13 protein-coding genes and 1 tRNA gene are annotated in these 16,274 nt (G+C 55.3%); 1 reads left to right on the top strand and 13 read right to left on the bottom strand.

Going from position 1 to position 16,274, the window contains the following annotated elements; genetic code table 11:
• Positions 1-53: 53 nt before the first annotated feature.
• The 10 genes from H8E27_12745 to H8E27_12700 all read right to left on the bottom strand — a co-directional run bounded on the left by H8E27_12745 (position 54) and on the right by H8E27_12700 (position 9,307).
• Positions 54-127 (bottom strand) — tRNA-Gly (locus tag H8E27_12745).
• A 150-nt stretch (positions 128-277) separates the two neighbouring features.
• Positions 278-1,177, bottom strand: a complete 900-nt coding sequence (locus H8E27_12740) for a sugar kinase (protein ID MBC8326483.1) — start codon at positions 1,175-1,177, stop codon at positions 278-280.
• Complete coding sequence (thiE, locus tag H8E27_12735; GenBank protein MBC8326482.1) at positions 1,174-1,830, bottom strand: thiamine phosphate synthase; 657 nt, start codon at positions 1,828-1,830, stop codon at positions 1,174-1,176. The genes H8E27_12740 and thiE overlap by 4 nt, the downstream gene beginning before the upstream one ends.
• A gap of 12 nt (positions 1,831-1,842) precedes the next feature.
• Entirely contained in the window at positions 1,843-3,219 is a 1,377-nt protein-coding gene (accC, locus tag H8E27_12730; GenBank protein MBC8326481.1) for an acetyl-CoA carboxylase biotin carboxylase subunit, read from the bottom strand.
• Positions 3,220-3,269: 50 nt separating this feature from the next.
• Entirely contained in the window at positions 3,270-3,758 is a 489-nt protein-coding gene (gene accB / locus H8E27_12725) for an acetyl-CoA carboxylase biotin carboxyl carrier protein (GenBank protein ID MBC8326480.1), read from the bottom strand.
• Positions 3,759-3,942: 184 nt separating this feature from the next.
• On the bottom strand, positions 3,943-4,377 hold the full coding sequence (aroQ, locus tag H8E27_12720) for a type II 3-dehydroquinate dehydratase (GenBank protein ID MBC8326479.1): 435 nt from the start codon (positions 4,375-4,377) through the stop codon (positions 3,943-3,945).
• Between the two features lie 29 nt (positions 4,378-4,406).
• The gene (locus H8E27_12715) at positions 4,407-5,474 is read right to left on the bottom strand and encodes a hypothetical protein (GenBank protein ID MBC8326478.1); all 1,068 of its coding nucleotides are present in this window, start codon (positions 5,472-5,474) and stop codon (positions 4,407-4,409) included.
• Positions 5,475-5,561: 87 nt separating this feature from the next.
• A complete protein-coding gene (locus H8E27_12710) occupies positions 5,562-6,056 on the bottom strand; it encodes a hypothetical protein (protein ID MBC8326477.1) in 495 nt (164 codons plus the stop codon).
• A gap of 204 nt (positions 6,057-6,260) precedes the next feature.
• Complete coding sequence (locus tag H8E27_12705) at positions 6,261-7,214, bottom strand: hypothetical protein (protein MBC8326476.1); 954 nt, start codon at positions 7,212-7,214, stop codon at positions 6,261-6,263.
• Positions 7,214-9,307: a hypothetical protein gene (locus H8E27_12700; GenBank protein MBC8326475.1), complete on the bottom strand. Its 2,094-nt coding sequence runs from the start codon at positions 9,305-9,307 to the stop codon at positions 7,214-7,216. Before H8E27_12700 ends, H8E27_12705 begins: the two co-directional genes overlap by 1 nt.
• A 311-nt stretch (positions 9,308-9,618) precedes the next feature.
• On the opposite strand from H8E27_12700, the gene H8E27_12695 reads away from it, so the two are divergent.
• Positions 9,619-10,143, top strand: a complete 525-nt coding sequence (locus H8E27_12695) for a hypothetical protein (protein ID MBC8326474.1) — start codon at positions 9,619-9,621, stop codon at positions 10,141-10,143.
• 27 nt (positions 10,144-10,170) lie between these two features.
• Here H8E27_12695 and H8E27_12690 read toward each other — a convergent pair whose 3' ends face one another.
• From H8E27_12690 to H8E27_12680, 3 genes are read right to left on the bottom strand one after another with little or no spacing between them, the layout of a single operon-like run.
• Entirely contained in the window at positions 10,171-13,311 is a 3,141-nt protein-coding gene (locus H8E27_12690) for a HEAT repeat domain-containing protein (GenBank protein ID MBC8326473.1), read from the bottom strand.
• A 46-nt stretch (positions 13,312-13,357) separates the two neighbouring features.
• Complete coding sequence (locus H8E27_12685; GenBank protein MBC8326472.1) at positions 13,358-14,914, bottom strand: sodium:solute symporter; 1,557 nt, start codon at positions 14,912-14,914, stop codon at positions 13,358-13,360.
• Positions 14,915-14,916: 2 nt separating this feature from the next.
• Positions 14,917-16,263 carry a PhoPQ-activated pathogenicity-related family protein gene (locus tag H8E27_12680; GenBank protein ID MBC8326471.1) on the bottom strand — a complete coding sequence of 449 codons (1,347 nt, stop codon included), beginning with the start codon at positions 16,261-16,263 and terminating at the stop codon, positions 14,917-14,919.
• Positions 16,264-16,274: the final 11 nt, after the last annotated feature.

Below are 16,274 nucleotides of genomic sequence, written 5' to 3'. Positions count from 1 at the left end.
CCCACCCCCTCATTTAACCACAGGTTTCCCCCACCGAATACTCAGACAAGAATTGGAGCGGGTGATGGGAATCGAACCCACGTCTCAAGCTTGGGAAGCTCACGTACTACCATTGTACGACACCCGCGTTTGAAGGGGCTGAGTTTAGCAAAAGGGGCTGTGGGAGTCGAGGGAGGCAGGGCGGTTTTCCGAAACCGCCGCAGCGTGCTCGGAGAGCGAGCCCTACTTTTAGCCAACTTCCAAATCAAAGATCCTATTCCCACTCACTATTCCCGATTCACCACTTCACCATCTTCGTTAACTCACGGACACGTTTCGTGATATCGGCTTTTTTAATCTTCGTGGTTTTCTTGAGTCCGAAGGCTTCGCAACAGTAGCTGGCGGTGATGGTGCCTTGGATGAGCGCTGAACGTAGATTTTTTTCAGGGCTGCCTTTTTGGCTGGTGAGGTGGCCCATGAGGCCGCCGATGAAGCTGTCGCCGGCGCCGGTGGGGTCCACTACTTTTTTGAGCGGATAAGCCGGTGCCACAAACAGCCCGCGTGGGCCGGAAAGGATGGCGCCGTGTTCGCCCTTTTTTACGATTACGTATTTGGGGCCGAGTTTATGAATACGCGGGAGGGCGGCGATGGGGTTGTCTTCTTCGGCGAGTTGGGCGGCTTCGCTGTCGTTGAGCACAAGGCAATCGAGGCGCGGCAGCAGCTTCAGCAGCGGAGCGCGGGCGATGTTGAGCCAGAGATCCATGGTGTCTGCCACCACAAATTTCGGGCGCCGCATTTGGTCGAGCACGTTGGCCTGCAAATCGGGTGCGCAGTTGGCAAGGAGGACGTACGGCAAGCGCGTTTGGGCGGCGGTGAGGGTGGGTGAAAAATTTTCGATGACGCCGAGCACAGTATCGAGTGTGCGGCGGTGATTCATGTTCAGCTCGTACTCGCCGGACCAGTGAAAGGTTTGCCCGCTGAGCTGTTGAAGGCCTTCGAGGTTGAGACCGTGCTTGCGATAGAGGTTGATATATTTGCGTGGAAAATCATCGCCCACCGCACCAATGAGATGGGGCGTGGTGAAAAAGCTCGCAGCAACTGCAGCGTGGCTGGCAGACCCGCCGAGGAGGCGCGGGTTTTCCGCGTGCGGGGTTTTGATGGAATCGAGGGCAGTAGTACCGAGGACTAATAAGCTCATGGGATTTGTTGGGTTTGTGGCGGCACGGAGGCTAAGCGTTCGCGGAATTGCTGGCAAGCGTGGGCGACATCGGGCGCATTCAAAATTGCGGACACCACGCAAATCCGACGCGCGCCGGCTTCCAGGACTGAATCTATATTTTCCAACGTAATGCCACCGATCGCAAACCAAGGGCGATCGATGTGTGCGGCGGCCCAGCGGACATATTCAAGCGTGACGCCGGGCCGTCCGGGCTTGGTGGGCGTGGGGAAAACGGGGCCGACAGCGAAGTAAGCGGCGTTGGTTTCCATCGCGCGCGCGGCTTGCTCGGGGGCGTGAGTGCTTAAACCGAGTTGAGGGATGAAGGTTGAGGGTTGCGGGGGGGCGCTTGACTCGAAGTAGTCTTCTTGGCCGAGGTGACAGATTTCGGCTTCGAGGTCGGTGGCGATCTGCCAGTGGTCGTTGATGACAAGGGGGATTCCGGCGGCACGGGTGATGGGGATAATTGCTTCAGCGGTTTGGCGGATTTTTTCTTCGGGCCAGTCTTTGGCACGGAGTTGGATGAGGTCGGCGCCGCCGTCGCAGAGTTGTTGGGCGAGATCGACGGGGGTGTGGTCGTGCAGATAGGCGCTGTCGACGAAGGCGTAGAGGCGGCAGTCGGCAAGGGGTTTCACGGGGGCGCCAATTTATGCGTCGCGCTCAATCATCTCGCGGCGGTTAGCGAGGAGGTTTTCGATAAAATTGGTGGCGTACTTGCCGCGCCGGAAATTGGGATCGCGCATCACGACTTGCTCAAAGGGGATGGTGGTTTTCACGCCGGTGATCATATATTCGCCAAGGGCGCGACTCATTCGGGCAATGGCTTCGCGGCGGTCTTTGCCGGTGGTGATGAGTTTGGCGATCATCGAATCGTACGTGGGCGGGATGGTGTAGCCGGCGTACACGTGGCTGTCGATTCGTACGCCGCGGCCGCCGGGTGCGTAGTACATTTTCACGCGGCCGGGCGAGGGCGCGAAATCGGCAAACGGATTTTCGGCGTTGATGCGGCACTCGATGGCGTGGCCGCTGAAGGTGACTTCATCCTGTGTGAGCTGCAGCGGCTCGCCCATCGCGATGAGGATTTGCTGTTTCACGAGGTCCACGCCGGTGACTTCCTCGGTGATAGGATGCTCCACCTGGATGCGTTTGTTGACCTCTAGAAAATAATAGTTGCCCTTGTCGTCGGTGACAAACTCCACCGTGCCGGCATTCACGTAGCGCGCCTCGCGGCAAATGCGCAGCGCGGCCTCGCCCATTTCATTGCGCAGCCCGGGCAAGTCAGCCATCAGCGGCGAGGGGGATTCTTCGATGAGCTTTTGATTGCGGCGTTGGATGGAGCAATCGCGTTCGCCGAGGTGGATGATGTTCCCTTGGGTGTCGCCCAAGATTTGAAACTCAATGTGCCGGGGATTCTCGATGAATTTTTCGATGTAAACCCCGCTGTTACCAAACGCCACTTCCGCCTCGGAACGCGCGGTGTGGTAGCCTTTCAACAGCGAAACTTCATTGTGCGCCACGCGCAAGCCGCGCCCGCCACCGCCCGCCACGGCTTTAATCATTACGGGATAACCAATCTCCTTCGCCACACGACGCGCCGTGGCTTCGTCATCCACCATTCCATCAGACCCCGGTGGCACTGCAACGCCAGCGCGTTCGGCGAGTTCACGGCTGGTTTGTTTATCACCAAACGCATTCATCACCGTTGCGCCCGGGCCAATGAAAGCGATGTTGCAGCTCTCGCACACCTCAGCAAAGCGCGCGTCCTCGGACAGAAACCCATACCCCGGATGGATCGCATCCACATCGGCAATCTCCGCCGCGCCGATGATGCGATCGCGTTTCAGATAACTTTCGTTGCTCGGCGCGGGCCCGATGCAAATGGCCTCATCGGCCATTTGCACGTGCATTGAATTTGCGTCCACCTCCGAGTACACGGCCACCGTGCGAATATCCAGCTCACGACACGCGCGCATAATTCGCACGGCGATTTCACCACGATTGGCTACCAGAATTTTTTCAAACATATTTTTAACAAGATAAAAACAAGAAAAAGAAATGATGCGCCGAACTTGTTTTAGCTCGGATCAATCCGGAACAGCCCCTGCCCATACTCCACCGGCTTGCCTTCCTCCATTAGCACTTCGATGATAGTACCCTTCACTTCGGCCTTGATTTCATTCATCACCTTCATCGCCTCGATGATGCACACCACCGTGTCCGCGTCTACCTTGGCACCTACTTCCACAAACGGTTCTGCATCCGGCGAGGGCTTGCGATAAAACGTGCCGATCATCGGCGACTTCACTTCCGTGCCCTCCGGTTCGGGTGCGGCAACGGGAGCCGCGGCCGGTGCTGGTGCTGCCGCCGGAATGGCAGCGGGGATTGGCGCGGCGGCGGGCAACACCATTGGCGCTTCCTGCACCACCACCGGTTCGCCTTTGCGCGGTTTGCCTGCGGCATCGCGTTTGAGTTTAATTTTGAAGTCGCCCTCTTCCATCTCGAATTCCGAGAGGGCATTTTTCTTCATTAGATCAACAATGCTCTTGATGTCCTTGAGATCCATAATAGGAAAAGTCAGGCAAACAATCCGGCACAAGTGTTGCCGAAAAGATTACTTTTTTGTAATAGATTGAGGTTGGTCGCCATCACGTAAACAGCGCCGCCACCCTGCCAAAAATAGCCAAATCGTCAAGCCGAGATTATTAACCTCGACCGCTACCGAACAATAATCAAGCCATTATAACCGTTTAATCACTTATCTTTAAGGATAAAGCCGCCTCTAATCCCAGCACGTACGAAGTAGGGCCGAAACCGCAAATTTGCCCTTCGCACACGGGGGCGATGAGGGAATTGTGCCGAAACTCCTCCCGCGCGTGGATGTTTGAAAGGTGAATTTCAATGATCGGCACATCGCTGGCGGCAATGGAATCACGCAGCGCGACGCTGGTGTGCGTGTAACCGGCGGCGTTGATCACGGCGACATTCGCCGCGCTGGCAGCCTCTTGAATCCACGTCACCAATTCGCCTTCGTCGTTGGTTTGGCGAAACTCAATCTCAGCGCGCCCCTCCGCCTGCGCGCGCACGGCGGCCTCGATATCCGCTAGCGTGGTGGTGCCGTAGATTTCCGGTTGGCGTTGGCCGAGCAGGTTTAAGTTCGGTCCATTGAGAAACAAAATTTTCACGGGAAAAATCTAGCGGCTGCGCACGCCGCTCACAACTTCAATTTCAACAAACCCGTTTCTAACGCAACCAATTCCTGCACGTTTGTGTGCAACGTGCGCTGGGTTTGTTCCATCAAACGCAAATTGGCCGCCGCATCGGCGGATGATAATCGGCCACCCACCGCTTCCGCCGTGTAATCCAGATTTGGAAACAATGCCAAATCACCATTCACGCTGCTCACGCCCGCGCTGTGCAACCACACATCGCGCAGCCAACCCTGCAACGCGCCGAGATACCCCGCGCGCCGCAGCCGATACTCCGCGCTGGCGGCCGCTTTGCATTCGTTCTCCCATTGCTCGCGTAATTCCGGATCCACCTCATCGTGATCGTGCAGCGGCGAGGCTTCTTCCACTTCAGTTTCGATGACTGATTTCATTTCCTCCAAACGCGCCATCAACGTGCCCAGCAAACGATACCGACCAAAGCAATCCTTCTTACCCTCCGCCGCCATTCGGGCGAATTCGCCAAGCCACGCCTGTTCATCTTCGCCAAAGCGCGGCCGACCATCACCCGCAAAGGTCAGCCGAAGGCAACGCGAGTGAATCGTATCCAGCAAGCGCTCCGGCTCAGTGGAAAGCAAAATAAACACCGTGCGCTCCGGCGGTTCTTCCAGCGATTTGAGCAGCGAATTGGCCGCGTTCGCATTCATCCGATCCGCCGCCACCAGCAGCGCCACTTTATATAAACCCTCCGTGGCTTTGTTGTTTACCAAATCGTGCAACACGCGCGGCGGGCTTCCAGTGCGCCGCACCATTTGTTCAATCTTGATTTGCCGCAGCTTGGATTCCGGCCGGATGACCATCACGTCCGCGTGATTCGTATTGTCAATTTTGTGGCAACTCGCGCAACCACCGCACGCATCCAGCGGCGTGCCATCAGGCGCGGCTTGCGGCGGCTCCTGACAATTCAGCGTCTGCGCCAACGCCAACCCCACCGCCTCCAGCTCCGCCAAATCCGTGCCGGTGAACAGATACGCGTGCCCCAACCGCCCGCGCTCCAAGCTGCGCTGCAGCAAAGTCACCACGTTTTCCTGAGTTGAAAATTCCGCCAACGGCACGGGCAAAAGATAAACCGTACGCCCCCAAACGTCCAGTGATGTTGTTTAGTCGGCCCGGGCCAGCGGGGGCCAACGCTGGAAAAGGAACTATTTTTTCTTGGGCGCGGCCCGGTTCCTCTCGACGGATGCTGGGATGTGTCGTCCTTCAAACTCCCGATTGCCCCGATCAAATCCATATCCCATGATTCGGCCAGCTGTTTTTTGGGGCATCAACGCGTTGGCCTTATTCGTCATATCAAAGCGCATCATCGCCGCCGGATCCGGATTGTTAAAACGGAATTGATTCAAATTTTTCAGGAACAGAGCCAACAGATGATCCGAAGTCTCCGCGTTCAAACCCTGAATCCGCGAGCTGGGCGTGCGACCCCCAAACCACAAATAAAATTCCAAGTCCCCCTCCGTGCCCCAGTTTTTTTCATCCAACACCATATTTCGGATCGTGGGAAAATGGAACGTCTCCGCAGCCACCTTGCCCATCGCCACTGGATAATCATGCCGCACCGCCGTGGCCGCACCATCCGGCGCGACTTGAAGACTCCAAAGCCCGCGATCCAGAGTTAGGAAAAGCGTCCTCAGAGGCACCGGAAAAGGTTGCTTGAAAGGCGTCACCCGAACCCGCTGGCCACTGGCCGATGCGGATCCATTTCGCAGGATGATCGGCGCATTGGTTTCGCCCGCCTGCGCCTGTTGTGACGCTTTTAGCTGTTCTGGCTTTGACTTCGAACAACCCGCCACCAAGGCGATCAATAAACAGAATGAAATAGGTTTCTTAGTAGCAAAGATTTTTTAACGATAAGGATGAAATGGGCGCGACAAAGGTAACGAAGGGGCCCAAACACGCACCGGCGGCAAATCAAGCGGCAACCGCTTCCCCTTCGCCTTCAACGCATTCACCGCCTCCGCACAAGCTCGACGATCCGGGCCCTTAAAATAATTGGTGCGCGAATGAAATTCCGTGGCGGTGTATCGGTTGGCCCATTTGTGGAACCGGTTGAGTTCAAAGAAATTGGGGGTGGTTAACATCAACCGCAGTTGCATTTTACAATCTTGAGCATTCCCCAAGAGGTTCGCACTAATGCGTTTCTTTACCTTTTCAATGAAAAGTTTCATTTCCGGGTTCACTTTATCTGGAAACGCATCTGCTTCCGTTCGTTGCATGAGCTGCTCGTATGTTTCGGGTCTCAGGGCCTCAATCATCAACAGCAATTGTGTTTTCAATTTCGCCTGTTGAGACAAAGACAGCCACTTTAAGTTTTTTGTTTTATCATCTTGTATTGCAATACCGTTTTCCAGGTGCCTCCACCTTCCCGGGGCCGACACAAATGCTCCAGGCTGATCACAAATTTTCTTTAAACTTTCAATATCAATTGTGCCTGAAGGGGCATGCATCCTGAAATCCCACACATAGAAATCGTGCCGCCCTGCAAGAATGCTGTCAGGTTTTGCCCCCAAGGCCCACATGCCAGACATGTCTGTAACCGATTCATAATGCACAACCACATCGCCTTTTATACCGACAAAAAATTTTATTTGATTCTCAAACAATAAAGCACCCTGTGTTTTCTCATCTTTTGCTGGTACGAGGGCTGTTCGTTTCCAACCAAAATCGGGTGAAGCATCAAAATGCGCTGGCTCACCGCCTTGCCTTGGTCCGGCAACCGTTATCACCAGCGAGCCGCCGTGAACCGAAAGCGCTAGCCCAATCAAATTAAACACAAAAATTAGGAAAATGTATCGCATTATTTTTTAAGCTGCACTCTGTGAGGCCTCCCATCAGCTGATCGCCAGTAGAGCCATAATTCGTTTAATTTAGTTTTTGTTGGAGATAAAAAATGCACAACGACTTTTCGGCTCTTACATTTTTCCGTAGTGATGACTGGATTTACATCAGTTATATATTCGAACGGCTTATTTAGCCCGGCCGCGCTTGAGCATTCCACTTGAACTACACACGCATAAATTTTATCCACAATATCAGCCGCTGCTGGGTAATGAACACCATATGATGGGTCATAAAGAACCCCTCCCACCCGAAGAATTGTATGCGAATCAAAATATGAAGGTGGATTTTGCATGCCCTGCGCTGCTATGCCTTCATCATCAATCACATCTGCATATATTTTCCCGTCAATCTCCATCCAGTTATACTTTTGAAGCTTTGTGTCAATGCCAAAACTTAGCAATCGCAGCTGAGGGCTGGTGATGCCTCCAATTTCAACCATTTTCATACCCGTCCTTTCACCGGTTATATTAATTTTGTTAACTGATTTACCGCATATCACAGCCGCTTGGGAGCGGATATAATTGTCATGAATCATAACCTTTTGGTGGTTTTTCAACCCTTTACCGTCTACCCATTTTTTGACATAAATCATCGTTTGGAAGTGCCTTCCAGGTTTAATCCGATTCATCATGTTGTTTACATAAAGAATTCTTGCCTCTTCCATTGCCTTTTTTACGCCTTGAGCTTCCAAGCAACTTCTAAATAGATGAACCCATTCGCCGCACCTGCCTGTTCTTTTTCTGACCATATCAAAAGCCCAAATTTTTAGCCATTCAACCCTCTCATTATGAGTTCGGTGGGGTGGAAGTCTCTTCGCGTTCATTTTCGGGTCTCCCCATGAGCCCCAGTAAAGCAACAATTCCCCATCCCGTCGCTTTACCTCTCTATCTTCAAAATCTGCCCATATTCTTTTTATGATTTCTTCATCAGTCTCCTGCCCTTTGCCATTGCGGCAGCTGATATCTAACACAGTTTCCAGCAAGGTGATGTCATTATCCTTCACCATCTTATTGATTAAAATTCTTACTTTTTCTGCTTCAGCTTCAGGATCCCCACCTTTTGCCGGGTCTTGGATTGGAGGATTATCCGGGCCGCTTCCCTCGCCATTAAACCCAGCTTCCTCCTTCCACGATACTGTAGGGTTCCTCAACGTCACATACATCCGGTTTTTGGTTGTACCGGCATATTCGAAATCTTTGGGAATGTGGGGGTGGGTGTCGTTGAGGTTAATGTCTTTTCCGGAAGTTACTGATACATACCATTCTATTTCGAGTGGATCGATTAAATCCACTTTGCGGGCCAGCTTTGTTTTGGAATGCATTACCCCAAATGTAAGATCGGCATAATTGCCAAGGGTTCGGTTTTCTTCAATCGTCGGTTTTGTGAAGACGTTCCGTCCGGTGACATCGCCTGAGGCGTTTCGCATCACTCGTATCCCAATTAAACAAACCAAATCATCCGGCTTCAGTGCGGGGAGTGGAAATCGAATGACGGGCTGCACCACAATGTATTGCCCGCTTACATAGCACACCGGATGGCTATGGCTCGGGCCTGATCCGCTTCCTGCTTTCGCGCGCCAATGCACTTCGCCCTCGTTGGCGGGATCGACAAAGTACAGGTACTCAAGAATTTCCTCCCCTGTGGTTTCATCAATAGCCGGCACGGGTTCATCCATAATGATGGGCAGATCGTTCTCATACTTTATTTCCTGAATCCAAAAATTACCCGTCAATTCCCGGGGTTGGCCCGGGTTGGGCAATAACACTTCGCACCCGCCTAACTCGCCGAGCTCTTCCGTATCAGTCGATTTCGGATTGCTGCCTTCGGGTGATTCAGTTTGATTTGGCTCGTTGGGGAGTTCTCCATATGATGAGTTAGTTTCGGGCTCATCGATCATGCCTCCCAGTCGCAATTGCCGTCTGGATTCAGCATTGTTTCCGGAAATACCGGATGTGCTATCCTGATTTTCATCGGCGCCCGCAGTCACGTTCCCGTCAAAGGCAATCAAGATCAGAGCGCAAATCGTACAAGATAATAGTTTTGTTTTCATATGGCCACAGCCAGTTAAACACACCCGTTTCATAGGGCAGGTGAATATTTCGTGAATGATGACGATTTTTGCAAGCTAGAGAAATGAACAGTCGGTCTGGTGGCAGCACAAGGGAGGCGTCCAGCCGCCAGGGCAATTGTGGAAAACCCGTGAATAACGGCGAATAAGATCCTCTTTCGCTGGGGGGGTTTGCCCGCAGAATGCGTCCAATAGAGACGTCCGAAGGCCAAATGTATGCTGTCCATTGACTTTTCGGAGGTTTGAGCGTATAGGTAAAGAAGGCCTCGGCCCATCCGTTGTCTGAATGTCTGATGAAGTTGCTTGGAAAAATGCTGGTGTGTGCGGTTCTGGTTGGTTGTAGCCAGGAATCGCTGGAGCTTGCTCAGCAGGACATCTCTCCCGCGCCCAAGCCACCGCTCGCTTCGCAGCCCGAAGAAACCATTCTCCCCGAACCGCCACCCAAGGTCGCCAAACCTGTTGTGGCGGAGCCTTCCAAGATTCAACTCCTGCCGGCCCCTGTTGAAACTCCTAAAGTGGTACCGCCGAAAGCGGAACCCACGCCGCCAAAAACTGAACCGGCACCTGAACCGGCCAAACCGAAGCTGACGCCCGAAGAAATCAAAGCGCGCAAACTCATCAGCGATGATCCGGAGGAAAATTTGGAAGTACTCAACCAAGCCCTCGATGCATGGCTGACCACCCACGAAGAGTTACCTGAGAAGATTGCTGACCTCGTGATGGGCGATCACCTTCCAATGCTGCCGATGGCTCCGGTGGGTCAGCGTTTCGAGATTGACCGCGTCACCAATCGCGTCGTGCTCGTTGCGAAAAAATAATCCACTTCCTTTTTCGCACTACTCGCACTACTCGCGGATTCCTGAATCCCGAACTCGAATGTCACCCGTTCCGAGCTTCACCGGCTGGAGCCAACCTTCGCCGTTTTGCGATTGCAGGAAAGCGAGAAGGTCAGCGAGTTGTCCGCGGGTGATGGCCTTGTCGAGGCCCTGCGGCATGACCGAAACGGGCGCGGGTTGGATGGATTTTATTTTCGAACGCTCCAGACGCGTCTCAATGTTTCCGGCCGCGCGGAGGGTAACCGCGGCGGCAGTCTCGCGCGCAATGACGCCCATATGCGCGCGGCCCGTTTTGGTTAAAACCAAAAACGCCTCGTAGCCGGGAACCTGACTGGCGTTGGGGAAAACCACCGCCTCGAGAATATCGCGCCCGGCGCGAATGCCGCCAATGGACGTGAGGTCGGGCCCCAGTCTGCTGCCCTCATTACCGATCGCGTGGCAGGTGGCGCACGCTGCCTTTTCACCGAAGAACACGCGGCGACCTCGACCAACATCACCTCCGGTGAGCAGCGGCTCCAGCCCGGCGAGCTGCGCGGCTTGTGCTTTTTCGCGGGCGGCCAGTTGGGCAAGCAGCGGTTGGGCGATGTGTTGAGCCGACTTGGGTTGGGTGGCAAGCACCTGCCGGATTTGCGTTGCGTTGAGCGTTTCCACTTCCATTTTGCCCAACGCAATTACCAGCGCGAGGCCGGTGTCGTCGGTGGGGTTGCGGGTGAATACGGATAGCAGCGGCGTCAGCGTAATGGCGTCAGCACTCGGCATCGCTTTTTCAGCGACGGACAAAATTTGTTTTTCGTTCAACGGCAATTGACCAATAACGCGGGCGGCGGTAGCACGGATGGTGGCGGATTTGCCGGTGGCATGACGGATCAAGTAACGGACAATTTCCGGCTCCACGATGTTCAGCCGCGGCGCCAATGCGCCGAGAAGAGCCAGCCGAAATGGCTCGGGCGCGGATTCGTCTGCAGCGGCCTGTTTGAGTTGCGGGTCGAGCGCGCTGAGGTTGCGCGCCTGCACCAAGCCCACGGCGCGCAGGCGAATGTGCTCAGACACATTTTTGTGGCTGATGATCTTTCCGATGGCCGCAATCCACGCGGCGGGCAGCGTGTTGACTTCACTTTTCTCAATGGCATCCAGCAGGAACAACCGACGGGAGGCGGTTTGTTCGCCGGCCAAAATTTCGCCGATCAGTGTTTGCACTTCGGCATTTTTCGCGAACGCCTTGAGGGCATCGCGCATTGTTTGCGCTTCGGCATCGGTCCACTTTATTTTTTTGAACTGCGTGCGCAAGTGGCCGACGATGCCAGGGGCCCAGTCGGCGTGGTGAGTCATTACCCACACGGCGGAGCGTGCGAGGGCGGGATCGGTGGCGGCAAGGTGCGGGGTAACGTGCTCCATTTTCAATGGACTGTCATCCACTTGATCCAGCGCAATCAGCGCGGCGCGGCGGGCCTTGGGCGAGCCTTTTTGCAAACGGTCGAACAGTGCTTCGTGAACATTGAGTTGAATGAGCGAGCGAATGATGGCGTGGTCGTGATGGGCATCGGCACTACGTTCGGCGGCATCGGCGAGGGCAACCGTGGCGCTGCGGCAGCCCATTTGGCCGAGGGCCGTAGCCATCTCGCGGGAGACAGCAGGGTGCTTCGCGCGGAGCCCGTCCAGCACGGGTTGGATCGCGGCTTGGTCAGCAGCGCGTCCGGTGGAGCGCGCGGCGGCGATGCGGACCTCGGGCGCAGGATGGGTCAACGCTGTGCGAATGACTTCGCGTGCAGGCTTGGAGCCTTGGCGATGCAATGCCCAAATAGCTCGGCATTGAGCTTCGGCGGAGATGGTTTTGTCTTTGAATAACGCGGCGATGTGCGGCACCACGGCGGCGGAACTTTGGGCGAGGCGGTCGATCGCTTTGTCCTGCACAAAGGGGCGCGGGTCGGCCAACAGTTTAGCCAATCCCGCGGGCGGAACTTCAGCACGGTCCAGAAACGCGCCGAGGGGGTCGGGAATCTTTGGCGCGCCTGTGCGGCGAATGCGGTAGATGCCCCCTTTGTGTTCGGGGCGCGAGATACGCGAGAGGGGGCATTGGTCGATGTACCACGCGCCGGTATCAATGACAATGAGGCTGCCATCGGGCGACTCAAGCACATCGGTGGGATGAAAGTTGGGGTCGGAGGAATGCAGGAACTCGCTGTCCTCGGTGACAAACGTGGCGCCTTTGCGTTTCAATACGTGGCGCTGGATGCGCTGCGGATTGAAGTGCGCGCTGAAAAGATCCCCTTGATACGCCTTGCCGAAAGACGTGCCGCGATAGCACATCAGGCCTGCGGGAGCTACGCGGGCGAAACGCGTCATCGGGCCGAGCAAGTCGCCGGTGAGTTTGAATTCCGAAACACTCGCGTGCCATTTCAAGTACACCCCGCCCTCGAGGAAATGCATCAGCGCATCGCGCTGGCCGTTGCGCGGGTTGGTGAAATAAGTCATCGTGCCGAACATCTCGCCCGCGGAATTGAAAGCGACCTCGACGGGGTTATCCATGCCGCCACCGGCCACCGGCTCCAATCCCGTGCCGTCGGTGCGCAGTCGCCATATGCGTGAAGCGAGGCCTTTGTAGTGACGGCCATCTTTGGTTTTAATATCAAACCCATGTCGGCCATCGGTAAGATACAGCCACCCTTCCGGCCCGAGAAACGGCCCGTGCAGGCTCGCCGTGCCGCGCGTCACCCAGCCGCTGGCAAGCACTTCGCGCTGATCCGTCACACCATCGCCAGTGGTATCGCGAAACCGCCACACATCCGGTGGCGACGCCACAAACACATCGCCCTTCCAACACAACACGCCCATCGGAATCCCCACCTTGTCCGCAAACACCGTGCTGCGGTCAAACACGCCGTCGCCGTTTTCATCTTCGAGCATAAAAATTTTGCACTCCGGCTTTTTCGACATCGCCTGCCCGCCTATATTTTTGCCCGACGAGGCCGCGATAAATAGTCGCCCCCGGTCATCAAAACTCGCCAGCATACCGTACGGCGCCAGTTCCGGCCCCGCGACCCGTTCAACCGTAAACCCATCCGGAACAGTGATGGCGGCCAGACCGGTTTTCGGTGCGGCCGGGCAAATCAAGGGGAAAAACGGAATGAAAATAAGAAGACGCAATTTCATCGGTGGCTGAAATTATGCGTTCCCACGCGCGAATGGCGAGTGAAAATCACCGCTTCGATTGACGCACCCGACTCACTCCCAGTCCCACAAGAAAAATGGTCAACGTGCCGATGACAATAATCATGTTTGCATGAAAAGGGCTGCGAAGGAATTCGGGCAATCCATCGGCAACGGTCATCCAGCAAATTACGAGCACGCCGATCGTCACGCCCGTGAGTGCCGCCGCGTGATCCGCTTTACGGGCGATCAGTCCGAGTAAAAACAGGCCGAGCATTCCACCCGCAAAAATGCCGGAAAGTTTCCACCAAACATCGAGCAAACTTTTTTGGCCAATCATCACCAACGCCACACCCGTGCCGAGTACGCCCCATGCCAGCGTTGCACCCCGCAAAATTTTCAGGGCGGCGGCTTCGTCTTGTCCGCGCTTCAAATAGCGTTGGAAAAAATCCTTGAGCGTGACTGTGGCGGAGCTGTTGAGGCTGGTATCGATACTACTCATGGCGGCGGCAAAGATCGCAGCGATCAACAGCCCGGCCACTCCAGTGGGCAATTGGGTGGCCATAAAATGAGGGAGAATTTGATCTCCGTAGTCCTTGTGTTCTTGCGTTACAGTGACCTTTGCAAGAGAGGTTGGGGTCACTTCAATCCCTTTGGTGATTAACTCTTTTTTTGCAACTTGTGTTTGCACTTCATTTCGCAAATTCGGGCTGGCCTCGTAATAGCTAAACAGCAGGGAGCCGATAAAAAAGAACAGGGCTGATACGGGCACGTAAAGGAGCGCGCCAAGCCACACGGAGCGTTTGGCCTCGCGTCCGCTGCTGGCGGCGTGGTAGCGCTGCACAAAACTTTGGTCGATGCCAAAATTGTTGAGGTTGATGAAGATGCCGAAAAGCAACATGACCCAAAAAGTAGATTGCGTGAAATCGAGGGCGAAGCTGCCGAAGCTAAACTTGCCAGCGCCGGCCGCAACGTGCAGCGCCTCGCCGGTGCCGCCGGGATGGTTGACCAACAGCAACACCCCGATTGCCAATGCACCCACCAGCAACACAATGCTCTGAATCACATCCGTCCAAATTACCGCCTCAATGCCGCCGAGCAGGGTGTAGAAAGTCACCGCCACGCCGGCCCCAATAATGATGACCGGCAGGCTCCAGCCGGTAAGCGCGTTGAGCCCGATGGCCACGCCAAAGAGGATCGCCCCCATCCGCGCCAGTTGCGTGAGCAGATAACAGACGAGCGCATATGTGCGCGCCCACGGGCCGAAGCGGTTTTCCAAATGATGATAGGCGGAGATTTCGCGGCTCTTGCGATAGAACGGCACAAAATATTTTACCGCCACCCACGCGGCCAACGGCAGTGAAAGGCTGAAGACGAACCCGTTCCAATTGCCGCCGTACGCTTTGCCGGGCACGCCGATAAAGGTGTTACTGGAAAGGTACGTGCCAAAAATTGAGAGTCCCACCGCCCAGCCGGGCAGCGATCCCCCTGCGGCCATGAAGTGGTGTGTGGTGCGATTGCGCCGAGCAAACCACGCGCCCAACCCCACTACGGCGGCGAGGTAAATGACCAATACAATCAAGTCAACGGTCGGAAGGCGTTGCATTTTTATTTTGCAAACGGCAGTGCCTTGGGGGTGACCACCACGCCACTGGTGAATTTGTATGGGCGCACTTTGCCGGGGAAGGTCAGCTCAATCATATAGGCGGTCCAACCCTTGGGAGGAGCTGGCGGGCGGGCGGTGTACGCGCCGTTTTGGCCAGGCTTCAAGAGGGTGCTCGTCCATTTGGGGCCAAGCTCGTCGATGCGAAATATCCGCGCCTCCGGATTGGTGGCCTGCCACAGGCGCACCTCGATCGGCTTATCCTTGGCGTGTACGGTGATGGTGCCATTGGTCGCCACGTTCCATTCATAATTCGGGAGCGGTTTTTGGTTCAAGATGGAATGGTAAAATGAAACCAGGCTGTCGAGGGCGTCGCTGTCCTTGAGGCCGTGGCCGGTGTTGGGCACGTAACGGATATGCTTGGGCCCCTTGAGATCATGCCAGTAAAACTGCCACGAGTCCGGCAGGAAAAACTGATCACCGCAGGAGTTGAGGAGAAACTTGGGCATCGTGAGGCGATCGCGGTATTCGTATGGATCTTCAATGCGCTTGAGTTTGGCAAACTCGGGTTTGTCCAACCATTCCATGATTTTCATGTCCACATAATCCTGCACGGCATTGGAGTAGCGGCCGTAAGCACTTTTATGGTGACGGAAAGAAGGCACCACGTTGAGCATATCGATGACAATTGGCGCGATGGCGACCACCCGTTTGTCAACCGCTGCCGTGCTCCAGGTCGTCCAACCGCGCTTGGAGCCGCCGGTGATGACGAATTGATCCACTTTCAATTCGCCTCCCTTTTTGCGCTTTAGAAAATCCGTGACCGTGTCCATTGCGCGCACCGCCGCCTTGGTCATCGGTAGCCGGAGCGGCCATTTTTCGTCGCCGGTTTTCAAGTATTTATCCCACGTATAGGCGATGATGGCGTCCTCGGAGCGCTCGCGTTTTTCGCCGGCAAAAATGAGCGGCTGATTGGGGGTCATCTTGAGTTCCACCACCACGGAACGGGTGGCCAGAGCGATTTGCATCATTTCTTTTGAGGCACTGTTCGGCGCGTCACCGCCATTGCTGCCGCCGCCAATAAAGAGCAGCCCCGTGCGATGCTCCACTCGGTCGGGCTTGGTGATGATCACCCAGTGTTTCCAAAACGGGCGGTTGACCTCTTTGGGGGTGAGATATTTCTGAGAGGTCATATCTAGAATGTAGGCCGTCGCACCCCTGGTTTTCACCGTGCGAACGAGATGATATTTATATGCCGGATCCGGCTTGGCGACATAGCGGTCGAGGGCGGTTTTTTGAGGCGCGGCAACAAGGGGCGAAACGAAAAATAAAAGTGGGATGATCCGATTCATGATGTGCCGCG

Source organism: Limisphaerales bacterium, from assembly GCA_014382585.1.
GTDB lineage: Bacteria > Verrucomicrobiota > Verrucomicrobiia > Limisphaerales > UBA1100 > JACNJL01.
Note: the sequence above shows the minus strand (reverse complement) of the source record. Positions and strands in the feature narration are given on the sequence as shown.

Coding starts and splice junctions, on each gene's coding strand:
- H8E27_12740 (MBC8326483.1), bottom strand. CDS start 1,177: ATGAGCTTATTAGTCCTCGGTACTACTGCCCTCGATTCCATCAAAACC.
- accC (MBC8326481.1), bottom strand. CDS start 3,219: ATGTTTGAAAAAATTCTGGTAGCCAATCGTGGTGAAATCGCCGTGCGA.
- accB (MBC8326480.1), bottom strand. CDS start 3,758: ATGGATCTCAAGGACATCAAGAGCATTGTTGATCTAATGAAGAAAAAT.
- H8E27_12705 (MBC8326476.1), bottom strand. CDS start 7,214: ATGCGATACATTTTCCTAATTTTTGTGTTTAATTTGATTGGGCTAGCG.
- H8E27_12700 (MBC8326475.1), bottom strand. CDS start 9,307: ATGAAAACAAAACTATTATCTTGTACGATTTGCGCTCTGATCTTGATT.
- H8E27_12695 (MBC8326474.1), top strand. CDS start 9,619: ATGAAGTTGCTTGGAAAAATGCTGGTGTGTGCGGTTCTGGTTGGTTGT.
- H8E27_12690 (MBC8326473.1), bottom strand. CDS start 13,311: ATGAAATTGCGTCTTCTTATTTTCATTCCGTTTTTCCCCTTGATTTGC.
- H8E27_12685 (MBC8326472.1), bottom strand. CDS start 14,914: ATGCAACGCCTTCCGACCGTTGACTTGATTGTATTGGTCATTTACCTC.
- H8E27_12680 (MBC8326471.1), bottom strand. CDS start 16,263: ATGAATCGGATCATCCCACTTTTATTTTTCGTTTCGCCCCTTGTTGCC.